This is a genomic window from Saccharothrix sp. ALI-22-I (assembly GCF_001984175.1).
GTDB lineage: Bacteria > Actinomycetota > Actinomycetes > Mycobacteriales > Pseudonocardiaceae > Actinosynnema.
Genome location: NZ_MTQP01000051.1, coordinates 1 through 25667 on the forward strand (window position 1 = coordinate 1; position 25667 = coordinate 25667).

Here is a 25667-nt window from a genome sequence, read left to right on the forward strand (position 1 = left end):
CTGGCTCATCCCGGTAGCGCGCGCCGTGGCCGTGCCGGTCATCTTGGCCTCGGTGCGCAGCCTTCGTAACTCGCGCGAGAGCCGTTCTCGGGCCAGCCGCGAACGCTCAGGTGCGGTCATGCAACGCACCGTATCGACGCTCACCCCTCTTGACGATCGGCCACCAAGGTGTCTGAGACTGGTCTACTCGCCGCGCCGAGGTGATCTGGAGCACCCTGCGGACACATATGTGAACGCACGTGCAGACGGGTGCGCAGCTGCGTTTGCCCAGGTCCCGGACCTGGGCAGGAGGTGAGTGGGTCAGAACCCGATGCGCAGGATCACCAGCTCGTCGGGCAGCAACCTGATCTCGACGCCGATGATGTCGGACCGTTGCAATTCGGTCGTCGCGATGGGCCGGGTGGTGGAACCGGGACCGGCGGTCCAGGTCGCGACGCGCACCGAGGCGCCGTCGGCGGTGACCACGTTCAGGGCGTAGGCGAGGACGGGCATCGGCGGTGCGTCCGCCGGCACGGCGTAGGAGCACCGCACGTCGATCCGGGTGCCCCACGGCTCCGTCACCAGCTGGACGCTGGCCGTCACCGGGCTGGGCACGGTCTGGTGCATCGGCAGGTCGGGCACGGGCGGTGGCGTGGAGGTGGACGACGAGGGCTGGTCGGCCCACCGGTCGGGGGCGGCCGGCCGCACGGCCATCGCGACCGCCGCCCCCAACAACGCCGCACCGACGAGCGCCGCGGCCAGCCACAGCCGGGCGCGCCACCGTCTGGACCGTTCGACCGCCATCAGTCCGGCCAGCACCGCGGCGGGCGGCTCCTCCTCGTCCGCGACGGGTTCCAGCAGGTCGAGCGCCCGGTCGCGGGGCACCGCCGAGAGGATGCCGGGGACGCCCGCGAGGGACGCCACGTCACCGGAGCACTCCGGGCACCCGACCAGGTGGCCCTCGAACTCCCGCCGTTCGCCCGGCGACAGCGAACCCAGGACGTACGCGGCACCCCAGTCCCGGTACGGATCGACTGGCGAGCTCAACGTCCGGTGACCCCTTTCTCCTCCAGCGCCAGCCGCAGCGCCCGCAGACCGTAGTGCAGCCGGGATTTCACGGTTCCCTCCGGCAGGTCCAGTGCGTCGGCCAGCTCGGCGACGGACTGGCCCATGTAATACGCACGCACGATCACCGTCCGGTGTTCCGGCGTCAACTGGGTGAGCACGTCGGCCACGAGCCAGGCGTCCAGGGCCGAGTCGCTCGGGTCGGACCGGGCCCGTTCGGGCAACCGCTCCGACCCGATCTCCCAGCGGGCACGGGCGCTCCGGCGCTCGTCGATGACCACGTTGCGGGCCACCGTGTAGAGCCACGCGCGCGCGGCCGCCACCCCCTGTTCCAGCACCTTGGGATTGCGCCACGCGCGCAGCAGCGCTTCCTGCACGACGTCACGGGACAGCTCGTCGTCCCCGGTCAGCCGGCGCACGTACCGCCACAGCGCGGGCGCGTGCTCGTCGTGGAGAGCGCGCAGCAAGGCAACGTGACTGTCGTTGATGGCGCACCTCCTCGGCTAGTCGTGGAGCAGCGGTTCCCGGATCTCGCCCAGAAGAGTCGAACTCGGGAAGACGGGTCGGCGCTTGGCCAGGAAGGCCGCGGTCCCCTCGCGCATGTCGTCGGTGGTGAACGCCTCGCGGAACGCGTCGAGTTCGACGGCCAGCCCGGCGGTGACGGTCGTGCCACCGGACGCGTTCACCGCGGCTTTGGCCAGCGACACCGCCGTCGCGGAGTTCCCCGCGATCCGGCGCAGGACCTCGCGTGCGGCGGTCAGCATCTCATCGCGGCCGTCGAACACGGCGTTGACGAGACCGAGCCGCTGCGCTTCCGGCGCGTCCACGTGCCTGCCGGTGTAGATCAACTCACGGGCCATGGCGGGTCCGACCAGTCTCTGCAGCCGGACGCAGCCACCGAAGCCGGGGATGAGGCCGAGCACGACCTCCGGTTGGCCGAACACGGAACGCCGGGTGGCGTAGGCGAAATCGCACGCCAACACCATCTCGCAGCCGCCGCCGAGCGCATACCCGTCCACGGCCGCGACCACCGGGCACGGCACCTCCTCCAGCAGCCGGGTGACCCGCTGGCCCAGCATCCCGAACCGCTCGCCTTCGGCGGGTGTCATCGCGGCCATCTCGCGGATGTCGGCGCCCGCGATGAACGCCGGACCTGGTGCTCCGGTCAGGATGATGCCGGCCGGAGCGTGGCCAAAAGGACTGGTACCGGCGAGCACGCCGGACAGGAAGTGGTCGAGTTCGGCGAGGACCCGGCCGGACAACGCGTTGCGCGCCGGTGGTCGGGACACGGTGACCGTCGTGACGCCGTCTTGTTCTTCGATGAGCAAGGTCGAGTAGTCCACGGAAGTCTCCTCACGAGTCCCAGATGGCGCCGAACGCGGGCACACCCCGCGCCTCCAACTCCTCCACGACGTGCCAGGTGGTCTTCTTGTTCGAAATGCAGATCACGGCCTCCGCGTCGAACTCGCGGTGCGCGCGCAGCGCCAGTTCGACCAGGTCCGGTTTGCCGTCGCGGACGGTGTCCCAGACGATCGCGTCCGGTTGCACGGCTTCGATCTCGTCCACCAGCTCGTCGCCGTAGGTTTCGCGCGGGGTGCGGGTGGACCACACCAGGCGCGACGGCGTCTCCTGGGACAGCAGGTGGGGCAGGCACGGCCCGATGCCGCTCCCGGTGGCCACCCACACCACTCTGGTGAACAGCTTGTCGATGTTGCCGACACCCGCCGTGGGGACGCCCTTGACCCACAGGTGCTTCGGGAGGTCGTCGATCAGGTCGCCGGTCCAGTCGCCGGCGCGGGAGATGGTCAGCCGGAAGCCGGTGCGGCCGGGGGCCGGCACGTTGGCGAACGAGTGCCACTCCAGCAGCGGGTGGCGGCTCACCGCGGTCGAGGAGCCGGCGAACGGCGTCACGCCGTAGTCGAACGACACCAGCGCGACGTGCCGCGAGGGGCGGACGATCCGCACCGGCACCCGGCGCAGCCGCGTCCACGGCAGCACGACGCTCGCCACCACCAGCAGGAGCAGCCAGAACTGGGTGGAGCCGACGAACCCCGGCTGGAGGGACGAGTGGACGGCGAACAGGGCCAGGACCGTCCAGCCGGCGAACCGGTGCACCTTCTCGAAGACGTCGTGCCGCCGTGCCCGCAGGTTAGGCAGGGCGAACACGACCATCGCCACGAGCAGGGCGAGGATCGTCCACGTCAACGGGTCGGACAGGGCCCAGGCCAGCACCGCGAACCACACGGTGGCGCACAGCGCCGCGCCGACGTGCAGGCCGCCGAAGTGGTAGACCTTGCCCAACGTCCAGCGGACCCGCAGCGGCCAGCTCGTCGGTGCGCTGGTGGCGAGCCGGAACAGCAGGTTGATCACGTGCTGCTGGCGGATCAGGACGGCCAGTGTCAGGTTTATCACCACTAGATCTGGGAGCGCTCCCAGAGAATCCATGCCGAACGCGGCGATGACGTTGACCAGGACCACGAACGCGACGAGCCGGTTGTGGTGGGTGAACGGGCGTCGCCTGAGCCTGAGCGCGAGCTTGTGCTTGAGCCGGGGCTGTGGCGAGTCGGTGCGCGTGGTGGTCATGCGACCGTCACCAGCGATGACAGCGCGTCCCGGTCCACCTTGCCGCGTTCGGTCAGCGGCAGGTCGTCCACCGCGACCACTCGTGACGGCACGCAGTAGTACGGCAGGTCGCGCGCGACGGCGTCCCTGGCCGCGTCCGGTGACACGGTGGCGGGGCTGACGAACGCGACGAGCTCGCCGTCGTGCAGGACGGTCGTCGCTCGGACGCAGCCGGGGGTCGTCTCCAGCGCCGACGTGACCGCGTCCAGCTCGACCCGGAAGCCGCGCACCTTGACCTGGTCGTCGGTGCGGCCGTGGTGCTCCAGCTCGCCGTCTGCCGTCCACCGGCCCAGGTCCCTGGTGCGGAACATCAGGTGGTCGCCGCCGAGGAACGGGTCGGGGCGGTAGCGCTGCGCGGTCAGCACGTCGTTGCCGAGGTAGCCCGCCGTGACGCAGGCGCCGCCCGCCCACATCTCGCCGACCTCGCCGATCCGGCACGGCCGCAGGTCCTGGTCCAGGACGTAGACCGTGGTGTTCGGCACCGGGCGGCCGATGGTCAGCCGTCCCACTTCCGGGTCGTAGCGCTGCACGGTGTTGACGATGGTGACTTCCGTTGGGCCGCAGGCGTTGTGGAACGCAGCCTGGGCGGACCAGGCGTCGGCCAGGGGCTTGGGGCAGCGCTCGCCGGCGACGGCTACCGCGCGCACGTCGGGACATCCGTTCGGGTCCAATGTGGACAAGACACCGGGTGTCGCGATGAGGACGGTGGCGGTTTTGGCCGCCTGCGCCATGTCCTTGCCGCGGATGACGGAGGTCGCACCGTGGGTGAGGGCGCCGAAGATCTCCCACACCGCCATGTCGAAGGCGATGTTGAGCAGTTGGGCGACCCGGTCCCCCGGTCCGATGCCGAGCGAGCCCGGTGCGGTGAGCAGGACGTTGCACAGGTTCGCGTGGGTGACGCGCACGCCGTTGGGGACGCCGGTCGTGCCGGAGGTGAAGATGACGACGGCGGTCTCGCCGTTCTCCGCTCGGGGTGGCCCGACGCGGCGGTCCGGGAGGGTGTCGAGCGCCAGGACGGTGGGCGCGGTGACGGCCGGCGCGTGTTCGCCGGTGGTGAGGACGACCTTGATGCCCGCCGTGCGCATGACGTGGTCGAGGTGGTGTCGTGGCGTGATCCGCACGTCCTGCGGAACGTAGGCCGCGCCGACCTTCAGGACCGCCAGGATGCCGATGACCATGGGGATCGAGCGCGTTAAGAACACCCCGACGTGATCACCCGGTCGCACACCCGCGTCGAGGAGCGAGGCCGCGACGACGTTCGCGCGGTGGTCGAGTTCGCCGTAGGTGACGCAGTTGCCCTCGTGCTCCACCGCCGGCGCGTGGGGCGACCGCGCCGCGTGGGTCTCGAAGGCGTGGTGGATCCGGTGGAACGGCGGCGTGGCGCTCGGTCCGCGGCCGAATCGTCGGAACAGCGGACGATCATCCGGGGGCAGGCCTAGCACAGCGGAGGGCTCGGTCATGGCCGTCACAGGTTGTGCACCTCTCGTCAGCCGGTCGTGGTCACCCGGTCTGAACGAGACAGCCCCACCGTACGTTCAAACTGAACACGAGAAAGTTGAAAACTTATCAAAAAGACAGGTCCACCAATTGAGATTGCCCCGATCGGAATAACCATTCGGCCTCTGACGGCCTCCACGATTGCACTATTCAGATCAACCGGATCGGTTATCGTCAGTGTGGACGCGGCCGAGGAACTCGCGCACCAGGGCGGCGATCTCGTCGAGATTCGTCTCCAGCGCCCAGTGTCCGGCGTCGAGCAGGTGCAACTCGGCGTCCGGCAGGTCGCGGAGGTAGGCCCGTGCGGCACCCTCCGGCATGTAGCCGTCGTGCGGGCCCCACACGATGAGCGTCGGCGGCCGGTGCTCGCGCAGGTAGGCCTGCTGCCGGTCGAACCAGTCGAGCGTGCTCGCCTGGTCGGCGAGCAGGTGGACCAGGTTCCGCCGCCGTTCGGGAGTGCCCAGCAGCGACCAGGACAACGTCCAGAGGTCGGGACTGACCCGGTCGACCAGCCGCTCGGGGATCTCGCCGACGAACTCGTCGCGGAAGCCGTTCGCGCTGACCGCGGCGTAGAGCCTGGCCGTCCCGTCCTCGGTCGGGTTGGTCCAGTACTCCTTGAGCGGGCGGTACTTCGGCCCGTGCTGGTCCTCGTAGATGTCGCCGTTCTGGATGATCAGGGCGGCGACCCGCTCGGGCGCGTGCATGGCCAGCCGCAGCCCGAACTGGGAGCCGTAGTCGTGCAGGTAGATGGCGTACCGGGTCAAGCCCGCCGCGGCGGTGAACCGCTGCAAGAACTCGGCGTACCCGTCGAAGGTGTAGGAGAAGCGCGTCCGGTCCGGCGTGCCGCTGTAGCCGAAGCCGGGGTAGTCCGGCGCGATCAGGCGCCACCGGTCGCCGAGCGCGGCCATGAAGTCGCGGTACTGGAACGACGAGCAGGGGTAGCCGTGCGGGAGCAGGACCACCGGGGCGTCCGGTGGTCCTGCTTCGCGGTAGAAGATGTCGGTCCCATCGACCTTCATCGTCCGATGGGCCACCGGGACAGGCGTGTTCGACGAAGTCACCCTTGTCCCGTTGCACAGGGCGTTGCGGGGTAAACATCGTCCCGGTCACCGGGCTCCGCGTGAGCGGGGTGGCTACTGCGCGGTCCAGGCGTCGGAGAGCAGTTGCCTGGTCTCGCCGAGCAGTTGGGGCAGGACCTTCGTGTGGCCGATCACCGGCATGAAGTTGGCGTCGCCGCCCCAGCGCGGCACCACGTGCTGGTGCAGGTGGGCGGCGATGCCGGCGCCCGCGACGACGCCCTGGTTCATGCCGATGTTGAACCCGTGCGGGCTGGCGGTGGACCGGATCACCCGCATCGCCTTCTGGGTGAACGCGGCGAACTCGGCCGTCTCGGCCGCCGTCAGGTCCGTGTAGTCCGGCACGTGCCGATACGGCAGCACCATCAGGTGCCCTGGGTTGTACGGGTACAGGTTGAGCACCGCGAACACCAGCTCGCCGCGCGCCAGGATCAGGCCCTCGTCGTCGTCCAGCTCGATCACCCGGCAGAACGGGCACCCCTCGGGCTCGTCGCCGACCGCCTTGCCCTCACCGCGCACGTACGAGAGGCGGTGCGGGGTCCACAGCCGCTGCAACGCGTCGTGGACCCCGACCCCGTCCTGCTCCTCGTACCGGTTCGTCACTGGACGAGTTCCGCCGTGGGCGAGGCGTTCTCGCGCCGCGCCACCCAGTCCACGACCGTCTCGACCGCCCGCTCCACCGGCACGCCGTTGATCTGGGTGCCGTCGCGGAACCGGAACGACACCGCACCCTGCTCCACGTCCTTGCCGCCAGCGAGCAGCATGAACGGCACCTTCTGCGTGGTGTGGTTGCGGATCTTCTTCTGCATCCGGTCGTCGGAGGCGTCCACCTCGACCCGGATGCCCTTCGCCTTGAGCTGCTTGGCGACCGCCATCAGGTGGTCGACGTGCTCGTCCGCGATCGGGATGCCCACCACCTGCACCGGCGCCAGCCACGCCGGGAACGCGCCCGCGTAGTGCTCGGTCAGCACGCCGAAGAACCGCTCGACCGAGCCGAACAACGCGCGGTGGATCATGACCGGGCGCTGCCGGGTGCCGTCCGAACCGGTGTACTCCAGCTCGAACAGCTCGGGCAGGTTGAAGTCCAACTGGATGGTCGACATCTGCCACGTGCGGCCGAGCGCGTCCTTGGCCTGCACGGAGATCTTCGGCCCGTAGAACGCCGCGCCGCCCGGGTCCGGCACCAGTTCGAGGCCGGAGTCCTCGGCCGCCTCGCGCAGGGCCTCGGTGGCCTTCTCCCACACCTCGTCGGAGCCGACGTACTTCTCGTCGTTGCGGGTGGACAGCTCCAGGTAGAAGTCGTCCAGGCCGTAGTCGCGCAGCAGCCCGAGCACGAAGGACAGCAGCGACTTCAGCTCCTCCTGCACCTGGTCGGGCGTGCAGAAGATGTGCGCGTCGTCCTGCGTCATGCCGCGCACGCGGGTCAGGCCGTGGATCACGCCGGACTTCTCGTACCGGTACACGCCGCCGAACTCGAACATGCGCAGCGGCAGCTCGCGGTAGGACCGCCCGCGCGACCGGAAGATCAGGTCGTGGAACGGGCAGTTCATCGGCTTGAGGTAGTAGTCCTGGCCGGGCCTGCGGACCGTGCCGTCCTCGTTGTACTCGGCGTCGAGGTGCATCGCCGGGTACATGCCGTCCTTGTACCAGTCGAGGTGACCGGACGTCTCGAACAGGTTGCCCTTGGTGATGTGCGGCGAGTAGACGAACTCGTAGCCCTCTTCGGTGTGCCGGGCGCGCGAGTAGTCCTCCATGGCCTTGCGGATGATCCCGCCGCGCGGGTGGAACACCGCCAGACCGGAGCCGATCTCGTCCGGGAAGCTGAACAGGTCCAGCTCCACGCCGAGCTTGCGGTGGTCGCGCCGCTCGGCCTCGGCCAACAGCTCCAGGTGCGCGTCCAGCGCCTCCTGCGACTCCCACGCCGTGCCGTAGATGCGCTGCAACTGCGGGTTCTTCTCGTTCCCGCGCCAGTACGCGGCGGCGACGCGGGTCAGCTTGAACGCCGGGATGTGCTTGGTCGTCGGCACGTGCGGGCCGCGGCACAAGTCGCCCCAGACGCGGTCGCCGGAACGCGGGTCGAGGTTGTCGTAGATCGTCAGCTCGCCGCCGCCGACCTCCATCACCTCGGCCGTGTCGACATCGCTCTTGATGTCCACGAGTTCGAGCTTGAACGGCTCCGCGGCCAACTCGACCTTGGCGGCGTCGACCGACTCGACCACGCGGCGGTTGAACCGCTGCGCACCCTTGATGATCGACTTCATGCGCTTCTCCAGCGCCGCGAGGTCGTCGAGCGTGAACGGCTTGTCGACCTGGAAGTCGTAGTAGAAACCGTCCTTGACCGGCGGGCCGATGCCCAGCTTGGCCTCGGGGAACTGCTGCTGCACGGCCTGCGCCAGCACGTGGGCCGTCGAGTGCCGGATCACGCTGCGGCCGTCGTCGGTGTCGGCGGCGACCGCCTCCACCTCCACCTCGACCTGCGGCGTCCAGGAGAGGTCGCGGAGATGGCCCTCGGGGTCCCGCACGACCACGACGGCGTCCGGTCCCTTGCCCGGGAGCCCCGCTTCACGCACCGCCGTCCCCGCGGTAGTCCCCGCCGGCACCACCACGCGCGGTGGGGCGAGAGCGGCTGCGGGACGTGGCTGGGACACGGTGACTCCTCGGTGTGTGGTTCGGTGCCTTCGCCGTCGATGTTATCGGTGCTCACCGACTGCTTTTCCGGCGCACCCGGCCGCGCGGGCGGGGTAACGGGCCGCCGGCCACCCCCGACTGTCACGATGAGTAGTCACACGGATGGAGTGGTCCGCTTGTTACGTCTTGAGGTGCTGGGCTACGCGGGTCCGACCACCTGGCGGTGGCGGCTGACCGACGCGGGCGCGTTCGTCGCCGATCACCCGGTCGAGTTGGACCCGGCGGAGTGGCAGTTCGAGGCGTTCACCGACCTGCACCGGTACCTGAGGTGGCACGCGGCCCCGGACCGGCGCCTGGCGCACGAGGCGGAGCTGGTCTCCCAGGTCGGCGACTGGATCACCGCACGGGTGCTCGGCCCGGTCGCGCCGGCGCTCGCTGCGGCCCGTCGCCCGGTCCGGGTAGAGGTGCCCGCTCCCGCGAGCGCGCTGGCCTACCGGCCGTGGGAGCTGGCCCGGGTGGACGGACGGCCCCTGTCCGGGCACCGGGTCGGGTTCGTGATCGACCACCTGCCGCGCCGTCCGGTGGTCAAGGCGGAGATCGGGCAGCGGCTGCGGATGCTGGCGGTGTTCAGCCTGCCGGAGGACGCGAGTGCGCTGAACCTGCGCAAGGAGCGCTACGCACTGGCACGGCTGGTGAACGAGATCGCGGCGGTCAACCACAAGGCCGTCGAGCTGCGCGTGCTCCAGTACGGCGCGACGCGCGAACGTTTGCAGGACGCCTTGCTGGAGCGGGAGGGCTGGGACGTGGTGCACCTGTCCGGCCACGGCCTGCCGGCGGGCGTGGTGCTGGAGGACGACGCGGGCCGCCACGACCTGATCTCCAGCACGGACCTGGTCGACCTGCTCGACCTGGCCTCGGACCAGATCAAACTGGTCACGCTGTCCGCCTGCGAGTCCGCCGCCGTGACCGCCGCCGAACACCTGCACCTGCTGGGCCTCGCGCCCCCGGTCCGGGCGGCGGTGAACGACGTCGGCTCGCTGCCCGCCGTGGCGACCGAGCTGGTGCGACGCCTGGACTGCGCCGTGCTGGCGATGCGCTACCCGGTGGTGGACGACTTCGCCATCGCCCTGTCTCGGTCGTTCTACGACCTCGTGCTGGGCAAGGGCCAGCCGGTGTCTCGCGCGTTGGCGCTCTCCCTGCCCCGCGTCGCCGCCGATCCGCCGACGCCCGGTGCGCCGGCCCTGTCCGCCGCGACGCCGACCTTGTTCGGTGCGCGCGCCGAGGACCTGCGCCTGGTGCCACCCGCCGGTCAGCCGCTGGTGTTCCAGGCGGAACGGCAGAAGCTGGCGGAGTTCCCGGCGCAACCGGACCGGTTCGTCGGCCGGGTCGGCCCGATGACCCGCGCGACGACGGCCCTGGCGCCCCGCAGCGGCCGGGCCGGTGTGCTGTTCCACGGCATGGCGGGCGCGGGCAAGACCGCTTGCGCGCTGGAGCTGGCCTACACCCATGAGGAGTCGTTCCCTCAGATGGCGTGGCACGCGGCGCCGCCCGAGGGACACGACATCGGCTCGGCGTTGACCGATTTCGCGTTGGCGTTGGAGCGGCAGCTGTCCGGCCTCAAGCTGGCACACCTGGTCGGCAACACCGACGCGTTGCGGGCGGCGCTGCCGGGTCTGACCGAGGCGCTGGAACAGAACCGCGTGCTGGTGGTGCTGGACAACGTCGAGTCCCTGCTCACCGAGCGTGGGACGTGGCGCGACGAGCGCTGGGGCCTGCTGATCGATGCCATGATCGCTCACCGGGGACTGTCCCGGCTGGTCCTCACGTCCCGCCGTCGGCCCTCCGGTTTGGCGGATTCGGTGGTGGTCGAGCCGGTGCACGCGCTGTCATTGCAGGAGAGCGTGCTACTGGCACGCGAGTGGCCGAACCTGAGCGCGTTGATCGACGCGGACCACGAGCTGGCCGCACGCGTGCTGGAAGTGGTGCAAGGACACCCCAAGCTGCTCGAACTCGCCGAGGGCAGGGCGGCCGACCGGGAGTCGTTGGCGACCCGGCTGGACGAGGCCGACGCGACCTGGCGGGCCCAGGGCACCCGTCTCGAACCGTTCCTGCGCGGCGACGACCCCACCGCGAGCGACACCGCGTACTTGGCCGTGCTGGACTCCTGGACCCGCGCCGCCGTCGCCGCCCTGCCACCGGAGTCGGCGCTGCTGTTCCGGTTCCTGTGCTGCTTGGAGGACGTCGACCGGGTCAAGCCGGTCGTCAGCTCGACGTGGCCACACGTGTGGAGTCGAAGCAGTTCCGAGCAGCCACCGGACATCGACACCGCAATGCGCCCTCTCGTCCGGCAAGCCCTTGTCGCACTGGACGACGAGGTTCGCTACCGAATCCACCCCGGCGTGGCCGAAGCCGGCCGCACCTCCTCCAGCCCGGAGTTCCGCGAGGCGGTCGACAACACCCTCGGCGATCTCTGGCTGAACACGCTGCGCTCGTCAGTGGAACAGGAGAACGACCAACTCGGCGGGCTGGTCCGCCATGCCGCGCGCTCCGCCGGTCCTTACCTGCTGCGCACGCAGCGCTGGAGCGAACTCAGTCGTGCGACCCAGCAAGCGTTGGAGCGAGACAGTTCGAGAGCCGCGGCTGTCGCCCTGTTGCCTGCCCTGTCCATGGCGGAGGAGGCCACTCGTGGCACCGAATTCGAACTGGACATCCGTTTCCCACTGGCTGTCGTCCTGATGAGCATCGACCCTGATCGAGCGGAAGGCCTGTGCCGGGAACTGCTGGAGATCTCGGTGGCACGCGAGAACTTCGCCCTGGCGCTGTCGATCGCGGGCACGTTGATCGATCTCTACCAGAACAAAGGGGAATTCGACCGCGTCCTGGCTCTCGTCGGGGTCGCCACCGGCTACGTGACACGTGCAGGTCTCGGACCATGGACCCAGCTGACCCTCGACACCGAACGGCTGAAAGCCATGCACCTGCTCGGCCGCAGCTCACACGTCCTGGATCTGGTCGAGAAGAACATCGCGACCATGGCCACGCTGGTCGAGCAACCTCCGGGGCCGGGCGAGAGCGTACGTCCGTGGAGTGTCAGGGAACGAACCGCGCTACTCGGTGCGATCGTGGCCAACAGCCTCGGGCAGTGGCAGCGGGCGCTGGACCTCAACGCCGTGGTCCGAGAATCCGAGCGCCGACGAGGCGCGAGCGCGGGCGAGATGGCGATGACCCGCTTCAACGACTACAGCGGGCTGCTCGGGTTGGGACGTGTCACCGAGGCGGTGGAGCTGCTGCGCGAGTGCCTGGTCGTCTTCCAGAGCGAGAACCGGGTGGCCGAGGTCGGCAAGACCTTTGGCGCGCTCGCCGACGCGGAGAGCATGCTCCACCACATCGACCGCGCCGTCGAACTGGGGAAGGAGGCACTGCGGATCAACTACGCGTACGGCGATCCCCTCACAATCCAAACGGGCCATACCAACCTCGGCAGGTACTTCAACCTCTCCTGGACCACCGACCTGGCCTGGGCGCACTGCGCCGCAGCAAGCGTGATCGCCCACCAGATCGGCAGCCGCGACTTGGAGAAACTGGCCCACCCCCTCTCCGTCATACTGGCCGAGCACGGCGAACAGACGGGTGAGTTCGACCGGATCTGCGCGCTCGTGGACGAGGTGGAGGGCGTGCACCTGGCCGACCTGGTCGACCGGCTACCGCGTCGCGCCCCAGACGGTCAACAGGCGTTGGACGAGGTCGTCCGGCTCGCGGAACGCAATGTGGCCGAGCACATCTCCGCGTTCGTGGAGCAATGGATGCCGGTGATCTCGGCCATGCGCGCGTCACGTGACGCCGACCCCGACCCTGTCCAGTCCGCCGACCTCGTCTTCGAACAAACCTTGGCCACGAGCCGGGAGGTCCCCGGTTGGCAGGCTTTCGCATCGACTCTCCACCGTGTCCGGGACGGTGAGCGCGATGTTCCGGTTGACGACCTCAGCCCAGTCCAAGCAGCGATCGTCCGGTATGCGGTGGACGTGCTCGATGGGCGGGCCGAGGTCGATCCGGACGCCTGGCTGAAATTTGTGAACTCAGCCGATGATCAGGGCGGGGAGAGCTGAGGCGGACACGACCTCACGGCCCGTCGTGCGCTGGTAGCGGCGGACGAGGTCGCGGTGGCGGGCTCGGTGGCCGAGGTGGCGTTCGGCGGTCAGGAGTGGGTTGCGGCGGGGTGGCGGGAAGGTCGCGGCGAGGTCGGCCAGGAGTGCCTTGCGGTCGATGTTCGCGGTCTTGAGCACCCATGCGACGCCTGGGTCGAGGGCGGTGAGGGCCAAAGCCAGGTGTTCGGGGCGGTGGTTGCGTTCGCGGCGGGCCAGGGCGAGACGGAGGGACGCCTCGTACGACGCCTGGGCGTCCAGGCCGAGGGGTGGGCGCAGGCTTGCGCAGTGCTTCCGTGCCTTTGCCGCGCCTAGCGGTAGGAGCGGTTCTCGGCCGGCGGGGTGATCGAGGGCGGGCGTGCCGCCTAGCAGTCGGTCGAGGTCGACGCCCAGGGGTGCGAGGACGGTCCGATCTGCTGCGCCGCCCGCGCCCAGTGGTGCGGCGAGGTGGGCGGCGTCCTGGATCGCGGACGTGGTGGCGCCGTGGTGGTGCAGGACGGCGTTGAGCGGGGCAGGACCGTCGGACAGGGCGGCGAGGAGGTGTTCGCTGCCGGTGCGGGGGTGGCCGAGGTCTAGTGCGAGTTTGAGGGCGCGGCCGATGGTGCGGTTCAGGTCGGGGTGGTCGCCTTGGAACACCGGGGTCAGTCCTCTCGGCCGTACTTGCGGTGGACGGTCTGCTTGGTGACGCCCAGGCGGGTGGCGATATCGCGCCACGACCAGCCGGCTCGGCGTGCGGTGGCGACGTGTTGGGCTTCCAACTGCTCCACCAGGCGGCGCAGGCGGGCCACGGCGCGCAGGCCGGCGTCCGGGTCCGCACCGTGCGCGGCCTGGTCTAGATCGGCGATCGTGGACATGTCGTCAACATATGCTGACGATCACGAGGTCGTCAACACATGCTGACGGTAGGGGTTTCACAGCTGACCGACAGCCGACCATCAGGGTCCACTCAGGTCGGTCGCGCATGATGACGTTCAACAGCACGGGAGAGCAGGAGTTCCGCCATGTCAGACCCGCAGAAGCCACCGCAGGAAAACCCCGACTCACCAGCGGGCCAGACTCCCACCACACCTCCGGCCGCCGACCCACCCGCCATCCAACAGCCCACCGCGAGCACCACCACGCCGATGGCCACCCCGGTCCCCGGCGACGAGCAGTCGGCCGCCGCGCAACCGGCCGCAGCAGACCCGACGCCTGAACAGGCCGCTTCCCAGCCGGGCGCGGGTCCCGCCGACGACGAACCGGCTGCCGCCGCGCAATCGGCGCCGGACCCCGCCTACGCACCACCTCGTGCGGGCAAGGGCGCTGTCGTCGTCCGGGTCGTCAAGCACCGGGCCACCCAACTGGTCGCCGTCGGTCTGCTCGGCCTGGTCATCGGCGGCGGGATCGTGGCGATCGCCGATCGTGGCGACCGCCGCTCCGGCATCGGGCTCGACCGGTCCGGCCACTCGCGGTTCGACGAGCGCAAGTCCGACCGCTTCCCGGGACGCGACTTCGAGCGCGGGTCCGAGCGCGGGTCCGACCGCTTCCCGGGACGCGACTTCGAGCGCTGAGGTCGAACGCCGGGCGTCGAACGGCCGCGCCCGCAGGCGTTTGCGCGGTGTCCAGAGGAGATCGACTGCGACCTGATCACGCAGGTGGAACCGGTGCGGTGATCGACCGGCTGGGCAGGGTGGGTGACGCCCGGGTCAAGCGGGCGCGTTGGCGCGGACGAACTCCTCGAAGTCGACCACCTGACCCCCGGGTCGCCAGAACCGGGCCGGGGGAACCACCACCAGGTGGTCGACACCCAACGCGGCGTAGTCCGCCACCACCGACGCGTCCAACCGCTCGGACGGGCTCACCACGATCGTGAGCCCGTCCCCACCGGCCGCCCGCAACGCCGCCACCTGGGCCGCCGTCCGCTCCCGGTCGAGCATGAACCCGTACCACCCGTCGGCGTGCCGCACCGCACGTCGACGGGCACTCGCGCTGTGCCCGCCCACGAAGACCGGTATCGGCCGCTGCACCGGCCTGGGGTGGGCGTCGACACCGGAGAACGACACGGTTTCCCCGTGGAACTCCGGCTTTTCGTCGTCCCACAACGCCCGCATGGCCGCCAGGTACTCGTCGGCCCGCGCACCCCGTCCCGCCATCGGCACCCCGACCGCCCGCAGCTCCGGCTCGACGTACCCGACACCCAGCCCGAACACCAGCCGCCCGCCGCTGAGGACGTCCAGCGAGGCGAGCTGTTTGGCCAGCACCACGGGGTTGCGCTGGGGCAGGATCACGATCCCGGTCGCCAACCGCACCCGTCGCGTCACGGCGGCCAGGTAGGTCAACGACACCACCGGGTCGAGGATCGGCAGATCGGGTTCGATCGGCGACGGCGGAACGCGCGGCGAAGGCGCCACCACGTGCTCACCCGCCCACACCGTGTCGTAGCCCAGTTCTTCGGCGAGAACGGCGATCCGCGCGGCCGCGTCCGGTTCCGCGCACGGCCCCATGTTGATCCCGAACAGCCCCAAAGTGATCACACGATCGAACGTAAGCCGCACCGACCAATGCGACAAACGACAGTCTCACACCACACCCATGCGCAATAGTCATGCCTCATGGCGGAGTTCACCCTGACCGGTCTGCGCGTGCTGCGCGAGGTGGCCGCACAAGGTTCGTTCACCGGCGCGGCCGAACGACTGGGCTACACGCAGTCCGCCGTCTCCCGCCAGGTAGCCGCGCTGGAAACCGCCGCAGGCACGCAACTGTTCCAGCGAACCGCCCGAGGCGTGCGCCTGACCGAGGCCGGACACGTCCTCCTCCGCCACGCAGACGCCGTCCTGGACCGCGTGGACGCCGCCCGCCACGACCTGGACAACCTCCGAGGCCAGGTCGCGGGCCGACTTCGGGTAGGCGCCTTCCCCACCGCGATGGCCGCCCTACTCCCCCAGGCCATCAGCCGTGCCCGACAGATCGAGGTGACGTTACGGGAAGGCACGACACCCGCCCAACTACGCCGGGTCAGAGCGGGCACGCTCGGTCTGGCGGTCGTGGGCGGTGTGACAGACGACCCCGGCCTGCACCTGGACCCCCTACCGCCCGACCCGCTGCTGCTGGCGGTCGCACGGGACCACCCGTTGGCCGGGGTGCGGGCGGTGGCTTTCGAGCAGCTGGCAGCCGAAACGTGGATCGCCGGCAGCGCGAACCCGGAGGAGACCTTCCTCGCACCCTGGCGCCCACGCGTCGGTTTCGTAGTGCGCGAGTGGACCGCGAAACTCGGCCTGGTCGCGGCCGGTCTAGGCGTGACCGTGGTGCCCGGCCTGGCGGCAACGTCCGTTCGCGCCGACATCGCACTGATCCGCATCAGCGACCCGGAAGCCACACGGGCGGTAGCAGTGGCCACGCGCGACCGGACCGAGACGACCCGGGCGTTCGCCGACGTCCTGCACGACGTGGCCGCAGACCTGGCAGTAGCCCTACGCCACCGCCTCCAAGACCGCTAACCCTTCAAACCGGCCACAAACGCAGCCCAAGCCGGCGACGGCAACCCCAGACGCGGACCGGCTACGTTCTTCGAGTCCCGCACCCCCGTCAACCGGCGTGGTAGAGCTGACTTTCCGGGGCGGCACGGAGGTGATGCCGTCCTTCACCCGGCGGGGGGTTCGAACAGTTCAAGGCGCAGTGGCCGGAGGTCGTCGCCAAAGCCGACGCGCGGTTCGCGGATCACACGATTTAGTGATCTTGCAGCGGTTCTCAGGTCAGGAAGCCGCGTAGCAGCAGGGCGGTGCCGTCCAGGTGTTCGGCCATCGCCCGTCGCGCGGCCTCCGGGTCGCCTGCCACGATGTGGGTGACGATCACCTCGTGCTGCTCGTTCGAGTGCGCCAGGTTGGGTGCCAGCAGTGGGATGCGGTCCAGTAGGGCGTTGACGCGCGTCCGGGCGTCCGCGACAGCAGCGGTGAGCGACGGGGAGCCGGTCGCCTCGGCAATGGCCAGGTGCAGCCGTGAGTCCTTGCGCCGGTACTCCTCCAACGACGCGTCACGGCACTCGGTCAGGCGCGTCAACAGGTTCCGCCGCTCCACCGCCCCCAACGCACGACCCGCCGCGCACTCCGCCGCACCCGTCTCCACCGCCAGCCGCAACGTCAACGCGTCCGCCAGCTCCTCCGGATCGACCCGGCGGTCCGGCGCGGCCACGGGCACCGGGGAGTTCACGAACGTCCCGCCGTACCGGCCGCGCCGCGACTCGACGTACCCGGCGTCCTGCAACGACCTGATCGCCTCGCGCAATGTCACCCGACTGACCCCCAACCGGGTGGCCAGCTCACGCTCCGCAGGCAACCGCTCCCCCGGCCCCACCACACCGAGCCGGATCGCCTGCATGAGCCGTTCCACGGTCTCCTCGAACGCGTTGCCCGCCCGCACGGGGCGGAACAACGCGTCCTGAAGAGGCATCACAGCGGTGTCACGTAGGCACCGGCGATACCGCCGTCCACCAGGAAGTTCGACGCCGTCATGAACGACGAGTCGTCACTGGCCAGGAACGCGACGGCGGCCGCGATCTCCTCCGGCTCGGCGAACCGGCCCAACGGCACGTGCACCAACCGCCGCGCGGCCCGCTCCGGGTCCTTCGCGAACAGCTCCCGCAGCAACGGCGTGTTCACCGGTCCAGGTGACAGGGCGTTGACCCGCACCCCCTGCCGGGCGAACTGCACACCCAGCTCCCGGCTCATCGCCAACACGCCGCCCTTGGACGCCGTGTACGAGATCTGGGACGTCGCCGCACCCATCGTGGCCACGAACGAAGCCGTGTTGATCACCGAACCGCGCCCCTGCGACAGCATGTGCGGGATGGCGTACTTGCAGCACAAGTACACCGAGGTCAGGTTGACCTTCTGCACCCGCTCCCACGCCTCGATACCGGTCGTCAGGATCGAGTCGTCGTCCGGCGGCGAGATGCCCGCGTTGTTGAACGCGATGTCCACCGAACCGTAAGTGTCCACAGCGGTCTGGTAGAGCGCCGACACCTGCTCTTCGTCGGTCACGTCGACCTGCACGAACAGCCCGCCGACCTCGTCGGCCGCCGCTTTGCCCGCGTCCGCGTCGACATCGGCGACGACGACCCGCGCACCCTCCGACGCCAATCGCCGCACCGAGGCCAGGCCGATGCCGCTGCCACCACCGGTGACCACGGCAACCCGGCCCTCAAGTCGCTGAACCATGTCTCATCCAATCAGTACGCAGCATCAGTGAGCGATGAAGACGTTCTTGGTCTCGGTGAACGAGTCGAGCGCGTCCGGCCCGAGCTCACGCCCCAACCCGGACTGCTTGAACCCGCCGAACGGCGTCCAGTACCGCACCGACGAGTGGGAGTTGACCGACAGGTTCCCCGCCTCGACGGCCCGCGACACGCGCAGCGCCCGCCCCACGTCCCGCGTCCAGATCGACCCGGACAGGCCGAAGTCGCTGTCGTTGGCCAACCGCACCGCGTCCTCCTCGTCGGTGAACGGCAGCACGGCCACCACCGGACCGAAGATCTCCTCCACGGCGGCGGGATCACCCGGCGCGACCGGTGCCAACACCGTTGGGGGGAACCAGAAACCCGCGCCGGTGGGAGCCGATCCGCGGAACGCCACCGGCGCGTCGGAAGGCACGTAGGACGCGACCTTCTCCCGGTGCGCGGCCGAGATCAACGGCCCCATCTCGGTGGCCTCGTCCCCCGGCGCACCGACCACGACACCCTTGACCGCCGGCTCCAGCAACTCCATGAACCGGTCGTACACCGACGCCTGCACCAGAATCCGGGACCGCGCGCAGCAGTCCTGACCGGCGTTGTCGAACACCCCGTACGGCGCCGTCGCGGCGGCCCGCTCCAGGTCCGCGTCGTCGAACACGATGTTGGCCGACTTGCCGCCCAGCTCCAGCGTCACCCGCTTCACCTGCTCCGCGCACCCGGCCATGACCTGCTTGCCGACCCGCGTGGACCCGGTGAACACGACCTTGCGCACGTCGGGGTGCGTCACGAACCGTTGCCCCACCACCGGCCCGGCCCCCGGCAGCACCTGGAACACGTCCTCCGGAATCCCGGCCTCCAGGGCCAGGGAAGCCAGCCGCAGCGCGGTCAACGGCGTCAGCTCGGCGGGCTTGAGCACCACCGTGTTCCCCGCCGCCAACGCGGGCGCGAAGCCCCACGAGGCGATCGGCATCGGGAAGTTCCACGGCACGATCACGCCGACCACGCCCACCGGCTCGTGGAAGGTCACGTTCAGCCCGCCGGGCACCGGGATCTGCCTGCCGAACAAGCGTTCCGGCGCGGCCGAGTAGTAGTGCAGCACATCGCGGACGTTCCCGGCCTCCCACCGCGCGTTGCCGATGGTGTGCCCGGAGTTCAGCACCTCCAGTGCCGCCAACTCCTCCAGCGCACCGTCGACCGCCTCGGCGAACCGCCGCAGCAGCCGGGCCCGGTCACCGGGCGCGACCGCACGCCACGCGGGCAGCGCCGCCGACGCACGGGCGATCGCCGCGTCGGTCTCCTCCAGCGAGGCCAGCGGAACCGACCGGACCACCTCCTCGGTGGCCGGGTTGATCACGTCGAACGACGTCACCTAGTACTCCTGTCCGGATTCGAAACGTGCCCATGGGATGCGTGCCGGTGCGATGCGTGCCCACGGGAAGCGGCACCCACCAGAGCGGCGAACAAGCGGTCGTCCTCGCTGTCGGCCTCGGGGTGCGACTGGACGCCGAGCACGAACCGCGCGCCCGGCAGCTCCACCGCCTCCACGGTGCCGTCCGGCGCGCCCGCGACCACGCGCAGGCCGTCACCGAGAACGTCCAACGCCTGGTGGTGGTGGCAGTACACGGTGGTGGCCGTGCCGACGATCCCGGCCAGCACCGAACCGGCCTCGACCGCGATCCCGGTGTGCTCGAACACCGCGGGCGCCGGGTTGTGGCCCTCCACGTGCTGGATCAACGTGCCGCCCAGTGCCACGTTGAGCACCTGCATGCCCCGGCACACCGCCAGCAGCGGCAGGTCGAGCTTCAACGCCGCACGGGTCAGGTTCAGCTCGACCACGTCCCGGTCGGGCCGCGCCGGTCCGGTGCGCGGGTCGCGCGGCCGCCCGTACAGCGCCGGGTCCACGTCCGCGCCGCCGGCCAGCACCAGACCGTCCAGGAAACCGATGCTGTCCGCGTCCCACGTGCCGACCGGCGGCAGCAGCACGGGGTTGCCGCCCGCGCGCACCACCGAGTCGAGGTAATCCCGGTGCAGTACCGCCGCCTCCACGTCCCAGACGCCGAACTTCGTGCGTTCCAGGTACGTGCTGACGCCGATCAGCGGCCTGCCGGAGTCAGAGCCGTTCGAAACCACGGATGCGCTCCCAATCCGTCACCGACGAGTCGAACGCGGCCAGCTCGACCCGGGCCGCGTTGAGGTAGTGATCGACCACGTCCTGGCCGAACGCGTCACGCGCGAGTTCGCTCTTGGCCAGCAGGGACGCGGCGTCACGGAGCGTAGCGGGCACGGTGGGGCGGTCGGACGAGTAGGCGTTGCCGACGAACTCGTCCTCCAGCGGCAGCTCGTTGTCCACGCCGTGCAGACCGGCCGCGATCAGGGCGGCGACGGCCAGGTACGGGTTCACGTCACCGCCGGGCACCCGGTTCTCGAACCGCAGCGACTGGCCGTGCCCGACCACGCGCAGTGAGCACGTCCGGTTGTCCTTGCCCCACGCCACGGCGGTCGGCGCGAAGCTGCCCGGCACGAACCGCTTGTAGGAGTTGATGTTCGGGGCGAGGAAGTAGGTCAGCTCGCGCAGCCCGGCCAGCTGACCGGCCAGGAAGTGCTCCATGAGCTTCGACATGCCGTCGCCCTCGGCGAACACCGGCTCGTCGTCGGTCGAACGCAGGCTCAGGTGGATGTGGCAGGAATTGCCCTCGCGCTCGTTGTACTTGGCCATGAACGTCAGCGCCTTGCCGTGCTGCGCCGCGATCTCCTTGGCGCCGTTCTTGTAGATGCTGTGGTTGTCGCAGGTCGCCAGCGCCTCGGTGTAGCGGAACGCGATCTCGTGCTGGCCGGGGTTGCACTCGCCCTTGGCCGACTCGACGTACAGGCCCGCGCCCGTCATGTGGTTGCGGATGGCGCGCAGCAGCGGCTCGATGCGGGCGGTGCCGAGCATGGAGTAGTCCACGTTGTACTGGTTCGACGGGGTGAGGCCGCGGTAGCCCCGGTCCCAGGCGTCCTCGTAGGTGTTGTCGAAGACGATGAACTCCAGCTCCGTACCCACGAACGCGCGCAGCCCGCGTTCGGCGAGCCGGTCCAGCTGGCGCTTGAGGATCTGGCGCGGTGAGGCGATCACCGGCTCGCCGTTCTCCCAGACGAGGTCGCACATGACCATCGCGGTGCCCTCCTGCCACGGCACGCGGCGCAGCGTGGCCAGGTCGGGCCGCATCACGAAGTCGCCGTAGCCGCTCTCCCACGACGACATGGCGTAACCGCTGACCGTGTTCATCTCGACGTCCACGGCCAGCAGGTAGTTGCAGCCCTCGGCGGCGTGCGACAGGACCTCGTCCACGAAGTAGCGCGCGCCGCAGCGCTTGCCCTGGAGGCGGCCCTGCATGTCGACGACGGCGATCAGCACCGTGTCGATCTCCCCGGCGTCCACGAGCACGCGCAACTCCTCCACGGCGAGCATCCGCAGTACCTCCAAAGGTATGTCAGCGAGCCATTGGACGGCTCATCCTGACACCATCGGGTGTACCGCGCCACCCTCGGCGGGAAACCGGCGCCCGGGAGGTGGGGCCGTTGGACACGAGTTCGACCCTTCGCGTGACTTTCCGCTGGACAACCGTTGACACCACCGGGGGAAGCGGGCCACTCTCCCCTCCAAAGGAGCGCGACTGACCCATTAGGGAGCGCAGATGGCCAAACACGTCGAGTACGAGAAGGTGGGCAGCGAGTACCTGGAGCACCGGCAGCTCAAGCGCGGCGCCGCGGGCTGGGTGCTGCTGGCGGGCCTGGGGGTCTCCTACGTCATCTCCGGCGATTTCGCCGGGTGGAACTTCGGGCTCGCCCAGGGCGGCTGGGGCGGGTTGCTGGTCGCGACCATCCTGATGGGCGCCATGTACACGTGCATGGTGTTCGGCCTGGCGGAACTCGCCGCCGCACTGCCCGTGGCCGGAGCCGGGTACGGCTTCGCGCGGCGGGCGCTGGGACCGTTGGGCGGTTTCGCCACCGGTATCGCGATCCTCATCGAGTACGCCATGGCGCCGGCGGCCATCGCGGTGTTCATCGGCGACTACGTCCAGGCGCTCGGGCTGTTCGGGCTCACCAGCTCGTGGCCGGTGTACCTGGCCTGCTACCTGATCTTCGTCGGCGTGCACCTGTACGGCGTGGGCGAGGCCCTGCGGCTGATGTTCGTCATCACGGGTGTCGCGGTCGTCGCGCTGATCGCGTTCATCGTCGGCATGATCCCGAAGTTCGACTCGGCCAAGCTCTTCGACATCGGGGACGGCAGCTTCCTGCCGTTCGGGTTCACCGGTGCCATCGGGGCGCTGGTGTACGCGATCTGGTTCTTCCTCGCCGTCGAGGGCGTGCCGCTCGCCGCCGAGGAGGCGCGCGACCCGAAGAAGGACATGCCACGCGGCATCATCGGCGCGATGGTGGCGCTGCTGGTGTTCGCGGCGCTGATCCTCGTGCTCGCGCCGGGCGGTGCGGGCTCGCAGGCGTTGATGTCGTCCGGCAACCCGCTGCCCGAGGCGGTGCGCGCGGCCTACGGCGGCGACAACGTGCTCGCGCAGATCGTGAACTACGTGGGCCTCGCCGGGCTCGTCGCGTCGTTCTTCTCGATCATCTACGCGTACTCGCGGCAGCTGTTCGCGCTGTCGCGCGCGGGGTACTTGCCGCGCTGGTTGTCGAAGACCGGCAAGCGCAAGACGCCGTACCTGGCGCTGATCGTGCCCGGCACCATCGGGTTCGTCCTCGCGGCGGTCATGAAGAGCGGCGCGACGCTGATCAACATCGCGGTGTTCGGCGCGGCGCTGTCGTACGTGCTGATGATGGTGTCGCACATCGTGCTGCGCGTTCGTGAGCCGGGGTTGGAGCGTCCGTACCGGACGCCCGGCGGCGTCGTCACCACGGGTGTGGCGCTGGTGCTCGCGGTGGCGGCGGTCGTGGCGACGTTCTTCGTGGACGAACTGGCCGCCGGGATCACCGCGGGCATCGTCGTGGTGGCGTTGGCGTACTTCTGGTTCTACAGCCGACACCACCTGGTGGCCTCCGCGCCCGAAGAGGAGTTCGCCGCCATCGCGCAAGCGGAGGAGGAGTTGAAGGACTGACCCGGTCACGTCGGGTGGCAACCCTCGCCGCCACCCGACGTGACCGCGGTTCCACCTAGCGTGGAACGCAAGTTCTCCTGGGAGTGGGAACCCCTTTGCCGACTGGGGCGCCGACGAACAGGAGGAGCAGAAGTCATGACACCCAGGACGTTCACGGCCGGCGCGGCCATCGCGGCGCTGATCGTCACGACCACCCCCGCCATCGCCGCACCGACCTACGTAGACCAGGTCCTGACGCTGACGAACGGGGAGCGCACGGCCGTGGGCTGCCCGGCACTCGCGCCCAACCCCCGACTCGCGTCAGCGGCCAAGCGGCACAACGACGAGATGGCACGCAGCGGCAACTTCAGCCACACCGGCGTGGACGGCAGCACACCCGCCCAACGCCTCACCGAAGCGGGTTACCACTACCGGATGATGGCGGAGAACATCGCCGCCGGCCAGACGTCCGCGGCAGAAGTCGTGCGGGCCTGGATGAACAGCTCAAGCCACCGGACCAACATCGTCAACTGCGAGCTGCGCGACCTCGGTGTGGCGTACGCCGTGGACCGGAACAACAAGCCTTACTGGACCCAGGACTTCGGCGCCACCGGCTAGCGATCCGTAGTTGCAGTTACTACGACACTCCCTTCGCCGAGCAGCTCAGCACCGATGACCTTGGTCAGTCGGCCTTCGACCGCCACGCGCAGGCCGCGCCTGCCCGCGAAGGCCGCCAGGTTCACCGGACTGCCCTCGGTGAACGAGATCTCCCTCAGGCTGGGCAGACCGGCGATCGGTGCGAGCGTCCGGGCGTCCCGCGCGGAGCTGATCGTCAGCCGTTCCAACAGCGGCAACCCGGCCAACGGCCGCAGGTCGAACACCGTCGTGTGCCCCAGAACGAGTTCCACGAGCCGGCCCAGTGCGGCGACCGGGCCGATGTCCACCGTGCCGCAGTTCCACACGCTCAGGTACTCCAGCGAATCGGCCCAGCGCCCGACCGAATCGATGTTCGACAAGTGCTCGCAGTTTGTGATGTTCAGCTTCCGAGGACCGGCCAGGAAGGACAGCGGGAGCAGGTCATTGAGCCGCCGGACCCTGCTCAGCCCCACCTCCCGCAATGCCCAACCACTGCTCAGGCCAGCCAGTTCCTGCACATCGCACCCGCCGAGCAGGTACAACTGCTCCACGCTGCCGCGAGTTCCCGCTGGACCAGCGCCCTGGTGTCCTGTCCGTACTTGGCCAACAACGGCAACGCGTCGTCCATCCCCGCAGCTTGGCGTCCATGGTCCCTCCGGAGGTGCAGACTCCCCGGATGGACCGTCCTGCCGACTCAGCAGTAGACCGAGGTGAACAGCCCGATGACGGCGTCGGCGGGCACCTTGGGCGGCAACGGGTTGTAGGACAGCGTGGCCAGGCGGCCGCCGTCGGCGCGGGTGGCGTAGGTGAGGTAGCCGATCAGTTCGCCGCCGTGTCCCCACACCGAACGGCCGCACGGCAGGTCGAAGCGCTGCAAACCGAGGCCGTAGGCGAAGATCGTGCCGGTGTCCTCCCTGGTTTGCCGCATGGCGGCGAGGGAGGCCTGGCTGGTCAGCCGGCCGCCGAGCAGGGCGTCGAAGAACCGGTTGAGGTCGTCGGCGGTGGAGATCATCTCGCCGGCGGCCCAGTCCAGTGAAGGGTTCATCAGGGTCGCGTCGACCAGTCGTCCGTCGACCTCGGTGTAGCCGCGGGCGTGCGGGTACGGCAGGCCGGCCCACTGGCCCGGCACGATGGTGTGCGTCAGCCCGAGTGGGCGCAGGATGCGTGAGCGCACCTCGTCGCCGTACATCCGCCCGGTCACGCGCTCGATCAGCATCCCGGCGACGATGTAGTTGGTGTTCGAGTAGTGCCACCCCTCCTCCCACGGCTTGAAGTACGGCGCGTGCGCGAACGCCACGTCCAGCAGCTCCTGCGGCCGGTAGGTCCGGAACCGGTCCGCGCCGCGCCACCGGTTGGTCGAGTAGCCCGTCTCGTGCGCGTAGTCGTAGAGCCCACTGGTGTGGTTGAGGACCTGGCGCACGGTCATCCGGTCGCCGTTCGGCACACCGGCCACGTACCGGTCCACGGGGTCGTCCAGCCCAACCCGTCCCTCGTCGACGAGTTGCATGACGACGGTGGCGACGAAGGTCTTGGTGGCGCTACCGATCCGGAAGTACCCGCCGACCCGCGCCTCGCCGGCGGCGTCCGCGCGCGTGCCGGTGGAGTCCTCGACGGTCAGCAGCGCACCTGACGCCCAGCCTTGCGCCACCCACCCGTCCAGTGCGGGAAAAGCGCTGGCCAGAGCCAGCACAGTGCCGGCAATCGCAGTTTTGATCATCACGCCGGCAACGCTAGGCAGCGCCAC

25 protein-coding genes are annotated in these 25667 nt (G+C 69.8%); 5 read left to right on the forward strand and 20 right to left on the reverse strand.

Annotated elements, in window-relative coordinates; all coding sequences use genetic code 11:
- Nucleotides 1-300 precede the first annotated feature (300 nt).
- The 8 genes from ALI22I_RS11075 to thrS all read right to left on the reverse strand — a co-directional run bounded on the left by ALI22I_RS11075 (nt 301) and on the right by thrS (nt 8887).
- Nucleotides 301-1026 (reverse strand): anti-sigma factor family protein, encoded by a 726-nt coding sequence (locus ALI22I_RS11075; RefSeq protein WP_077005380.1) that lies wholly within the window; start codon nt 1024-1026, stop codon nt 301-303.
- The gene (locus tag ALI22I_RS11080) at nt 1023-1532 is read right to left on the reverse strand and encodes a sigma-70 family RNA polymerase sigma factor (RefSeq protein WP_077005381.1); all 510 of its coding nucleotides are present in this window, start codon (nt 1530-1532) and stop codon (nt 1023-1025) included. The genes ALI22I_RS11075 and ALI22I_RS11080 overlap by 4 nt, the downstream gene beginning before the upstream one ends.
- Before the next feature lie 15 nt (nt 1533-1547).
- Nucleotides 1548-2387, reverse strand: a complete 840-nt coding sequence (locus ALI22I_RS11085; protein WP_077005382.1) for an enoyl-CoA hydratase-related protein — start codon at nt 2385-2387, stop codon at nt 1548-1550.
- A 10-nt stretch (nt 2388-2397) separates the two neighbouring features.
- Nucleotides 2398-3627 (reverse strand): hypothetical protein, encoded by a 1230-nt coding sequence (locus ALI22I_RS11090; RefSeq protein ID WP_077005383.1) that lies wholly within the window; start codon nt 3625-3627, stop codon nt 2398-2400.
- Nucleotides 3624-5126 (reverse strand): amino acid adenylation domain-containing protein, encoded by a 1503-nt coding sequence (locus ALI22I_RS11095; protein ID WP_077005481.1) that lies wholly within the window; start codon nt 5124-5126, stop codon nt 3624-3626. Before ALI22I_RS11095 ends, ALI22I_RS11090 begins: the two co-directional genes overlap by 4 nt.
- 192 nt (nt 5127-5318) lie before the next feature.
- Complete coding sequence (locus ALI22I_RS11100; RefSeq protein WP_077005384.1) at nt 5319-6182, reverse strand: alpha/beta fold hydrolase; 864 nt, start codon at nt 6180-6182, stop codon at nt 5319-5321.
- Between the two features lie 114 nt (nt 6183-6296).
- Nucleotides 6297-6842: an HIT family protein gene (locus ALI22I_RS11105; RefSeq protein WP_077005385.1), complete on the reverse strand. Its 546-nt coding sequence runs from the start codon at nt 6840-6842 to the stop codon at nt 6297-6299.
- The gene (gene thrS / locus ALI22I_RS11110; protein ID WP_077005386.1) at nt 6839-8887 is read right to left on the reverse strand and encodes a threonine--tRNA ligase; all 2049 of its coding nucleotides are present in this window, start codon (nt 8885-8887) and stop codon (nt 6839-6841) included. The genes ALI22I_RS11105 and thrS overlap by 4 nt, the downstream gene beginning before the upstream one ends.
- Nucleotides 8888-9043: 156 nt before the next feature.
- Here thrS and ALI22I_RS11115 point away from each other — a divergent pair, with 156 nt between their 5' ends.
- Nucleotides 9044-12973: a CHAT domain-containing protein gene (locus ALI22I_RS11115; RefSeq protein ID WP_179118191.1), complete on the forward strand. Its 3930-nt coding sequence runs from the start codon at nt 9044-9046 to the stop codon at nt 12971-12973.
- On the opposite strand, the gene ALI22I_RS11120 is transcribed toward ALI22I_RS11115, so the two are convergent.
- Together ALI22I_RS11120 and ALI22I_RS11125 are read right to left on the reverse strand one after the other, a co-directional pair.
- Nucleotides 12944-13645, reverse strand: coding sequence for a Clp protease N-terminal domain-containing protein (locus ALI22I_RS11120; protein ID WP_077005388.1), 702 nt, complete (start codon nt 13643-13645; stop codon nt 12944-12946). The genes ALI22I_RS11115 and ALI22I_RS11120 overlap by 30 nt on opposite strands.
- Nucleotides 13646-13650: 5 nt before the next feature.
- The gene (locus ALI22I_RS11125) at nt 13651-13863 is read right to left on the reverse strand and encodes a helix-turn-helix domain-containing protein (RefSeq protein WP_077005389.1); all 213 of its coding nucleotides are present in this window, start codon (nt 13861-13863) and stop codon (nt 13651-13653) included.
- 147 nt (nt 13864-14010) lie between these two features.
- On the opposite strand from ALI22I_RS11125, the gene ALI22I_RS11130 reads away from it, so the two are divergent.
- Nucleotides 14011-14559 carry a hypothetical protein gene (locus ALI22I_RS11130; protein WP_077005390.1) on the forward strand — a complete coding sequence of 183 codons (549 nt, stop codon included), beginning with the start codon at nt 14011-14013 and terminating at the stop codon, nt 14557-14559.
- Nucleotides 14560-14694: 135 nt separating this feature from the next.
- Here the strand turns inward: ALI22I_RS11130 and ALI22I_RS11135 are convergent, their stop codons facing one another.
- Nucleotides 14695-15522 carry an LLM class F420-dependent oxidoreductase gene (locus ALI22I_RS11135; RefSeq protein ID WP_202970934.1) on the reverse strand — a complete coding sequence of 276 codons (828 nt, stop codon included), beginning with the start codon at nt 15520-15522 and terminating at the stop codon, nt 14695-14697.
- A gap of 78 nt (nt 15523-15600) precedes the next feature.
- Here ALI22I_RS11135 and ALI22I_RS11140 point away from each other — a divergent pair, with 78 nt between their 5' ends.
- Complete coding sequence (locus ALI22I_RS11140; RefSeq protein WP_077005391.1) at nt 15601-16485, forward strand: LysR family transcriptional regulator; 885 nt, start codon at nt 15601-15603, stop codon at nt 16483-16485.
- On the opposite strand, the gene ALI22I_RS55560 is transcribed toward ALI22I_RS11140, so the two are convergent.
- The 6 genes from ALI22I_RS55560 to ALI22I_RS11170 all read right to left on the reverse strand — a co-directional run bounded on the left by ALI22I_RS55560 (nt 16482) and on the right by ALI22I_RS11170 (nt 21666).
- Nucleotides 16482-16568 carry a DUF397 domain-containing protein gene (locus ALI22I_RS55560; protein WP_443216928.1) on the reverse strand — a complete coding sequence of 29 codons (87 nt, stop codon included), beginning with the start codon at nt 16566-16568 and terminating at the stop codon, nt 16482-16484. The genes ALI22I_RS11140 and ALI22I_RS55560 overlap by 4 nt on opposite strands.
- 167 nt (nt 16569-16735) lie before the next feature.
- Nucleotides 16736-17434, reverse strand: a complete 699-nt coding sequence (locus tag ALI22I_RS11150) for a FadR/GntR family transcriptional regulator (RefSeq protein WP_077005483.1) — start codon at nt 17432-17434, stop codon at nt 16736-16738.
- Nucleotides 17434-18201, reverse strand: a complete 768-nt coding sequence (locus ALI22I_RS11155; RefSeq protein WP_077005393.1) for a 3-oxoacyl-ACP reductase — start codon at nt 18199-18201, stop codon at nt 17434-17436. Before ALI22I_RS11155 ends, ALI22I_RS11150 begins: the two co-directional genes overlap by 1 nt.
- Nucleotides 18202-18225: 24 nt before the next feature.
- Nucleotides 18226-19584: an aldehyde dehydrogenase family protein gene (locus ALI22I_RS11160; RefSeq protein WP_077005394.1), complete on the reverse strand. Its 1359-nt coding sequence runs from the start codon at nt 19582-19584 to the stop codon at nt 18226-18228.
- Nucleotides 19581-20345, reverse strand: a complete 765-nt coding sequence (locus ALI22I_RS11165) for a gamma-glutamyl-gamma-aminobutyrate hydrolase family protein (RefSeq protein WP_077005395.1) — start codon at nt 20343-20345, stop codon at nt 19581-19583. Before ALI22I_RS11165 ends, ALI22I_RS11160 begins: the two co-directional genes overlap by 4 nt.
- Complete coding sequence (locus ALI22I_RS11170; protein ID WP_077005396.1) at nt 20326-21666, reverse strand: glutamine synthetase family protein; 1341 nt, start codon at nt 21664-21666, stop codon at nt 20326-20328. The genes ALI22I_RS11165 and ALI22I_RS11170 overlap by 20 nt, the downstream gene beginning before the upstream one ends.
- Nucleotides 21667-21892: 226 nt before the next feature.
- On the opposite strand from ALI22I_RS11170, the gene eat reads away from it, so the two are divergent.
- Both eat and ALI22I_RS11180 read left to right on the forward strand, forming a co-directional pair.
- Complete coding sequence (gene eat, locus ALI22I_RS11175; protein ID WP_077005397.1) at nt 21893-23308, forward strand: ethanolamine permease; 1416 nt, start codon at nt 21893-21895, stop codon at nt 23306-23308.
- Nucleotides 23309-23443: 135 nt separating this feature from the next.
- Entirely contained in the window at nt 23444-23905 is a 462-nt protein-coding gene (locus tag ALI22I_RS11180) for a CAP domain-containing protein (RefSeq protein ID WP_077005398.1), read from the forward strand.
- Here the strand turns inward: ALI22I_RS11180 and ALI22I_RS11185 are convergent.
- From ALI22I_RS11185 to ALI22I_RS11190, 3 genes are all read right to left on the reverse strand, one after another.
- Nucleotides 23902-24303 (reverse strand): hypothetical protein, encoded by a 402-nt coding sequence (locus ALI22I_RS11185; protein ID WP_143532138.1) that lies wholly within the window; start codon nt 24301-24303, stop codon nt 23902-23904. The two genes, ALI22I_RS11180 and ALI22I_RS11185, sit on opposite strands and share 4 nt — an antisense overlap.
- 116 nt (nt 24304-24419) lie before the next feature.
- Nucleotides 24420-24551, reverse strand: coding sequence for a hypothetical protein (locus ALI22I_RS54605; protein WP_274522782.1), 132 nt, complete (start codon nt 24549-24551; stop codon nt 24420-24422).
- A 66-nt stretch (nt 24552-24617) separates the two neighbouring features.
- Complete coding sequence (locus ALI22I_RS11190; RefSeq protein ID WP_083751646.1) at nt 24618-25640, reverse strand: serine hydrolase domain-containing protein; 1023 nt, start codon at nt 25638-25640, stop codon at nt 24618-24620.
- Nucleotides 25641-25667 lie beyond the last annotated feature (27 nt).

Coding starts and splice junctions, on each gene's coding strand:
- ALI22I_RS11180 (WP_077005398.1), top strand. CDS start 23,444: ATGACACCCAGGACGTTCACGGCCGGCGCGGCCATCGCGGCGCTGATC.
- eat (WP_077005397.1), top strand. CDS start 21,893: ATGGCCAAACACGTCGAGTACGAGAAGGTGGGCAGCGAGTACCTGGAG.
- ALI22I_RS11100 (WP_077005384.1), bottom strand. CDS start 6,182: ATGAAGGTCGATGGGACCGACATCTTCTACCGCGAAGCAGGACCACCG.
- ALI22I_RS11130 (WP_077005390.1), top strand. CDS start 14,011: ATGTCAGACCCGCAGAAGCCACCGCAGGAAAACCCCGACTCACCAGCG.
- ALI22I_RS11095 (WP_077005481.1), bottom strand. CDS start 5,126: ATGACCGAGCCCTCCGCTGTGCTAGGCCTGCCCCCGGATGATCGTCCG.
- ALI22I_RS11170 (WP_077005396.1), bottom strand. CDS start 21,666: ATGCTCGCCGTGGAGGAGTTGCGCGTGCTCGTGGACGCCGGGGAGATC.
- ALI22I_RS11155 (WP_077005393.1), bottom strand. CDS start 18,201: ATGGTTCAGCGACTTGAGGGCCGGGTTGCCGTGGTCACCGGTGGTGGC.
- ALI22I_RS11140 (WP_077005391.1), top strand. CDS start 15,601: ATGGCGGAGTTCACCCTGACCGGTCTGCGCGTGCTGCGCGAGGTGGCC.
- ALI22I_RS54605 (WP_274522782.1), bottom strand. CDS start 24,551: ATGGACGACGCGTTGCCGTTGTTGGCCAAGTACGGACAGGACACCAGG.
- ALI22I_RS11090 (WP_077005383.1), bottom strand. CDS start 3,627: ATGACCACCACGCGCACCGACTCGCCACAGCCCCGGCTCAAGCACAAG.
- ALI22I_RS11150 (WP_077005483.1), bottom strand. CDS start 17,434: ATGCCTCTTCAGGACGCGTTGTTCCGCCCCGTGCGGGCGGGCAACGCG.
- ALI22I_RS11125 (WP_077005389.1), bottom strand. CDS start 13,863: ATGTCCACGATCGCCGATCTAGACCAGGCCGCGCACGGTGCGGACCCG.
- ALI22I_RS11190 (WP_083751646.1), bottom strand. CDS start 25,640: ATGATCAAAACTGCGATTGCCGGCACTGTGCTGGCTCTGGCCAGCGCT.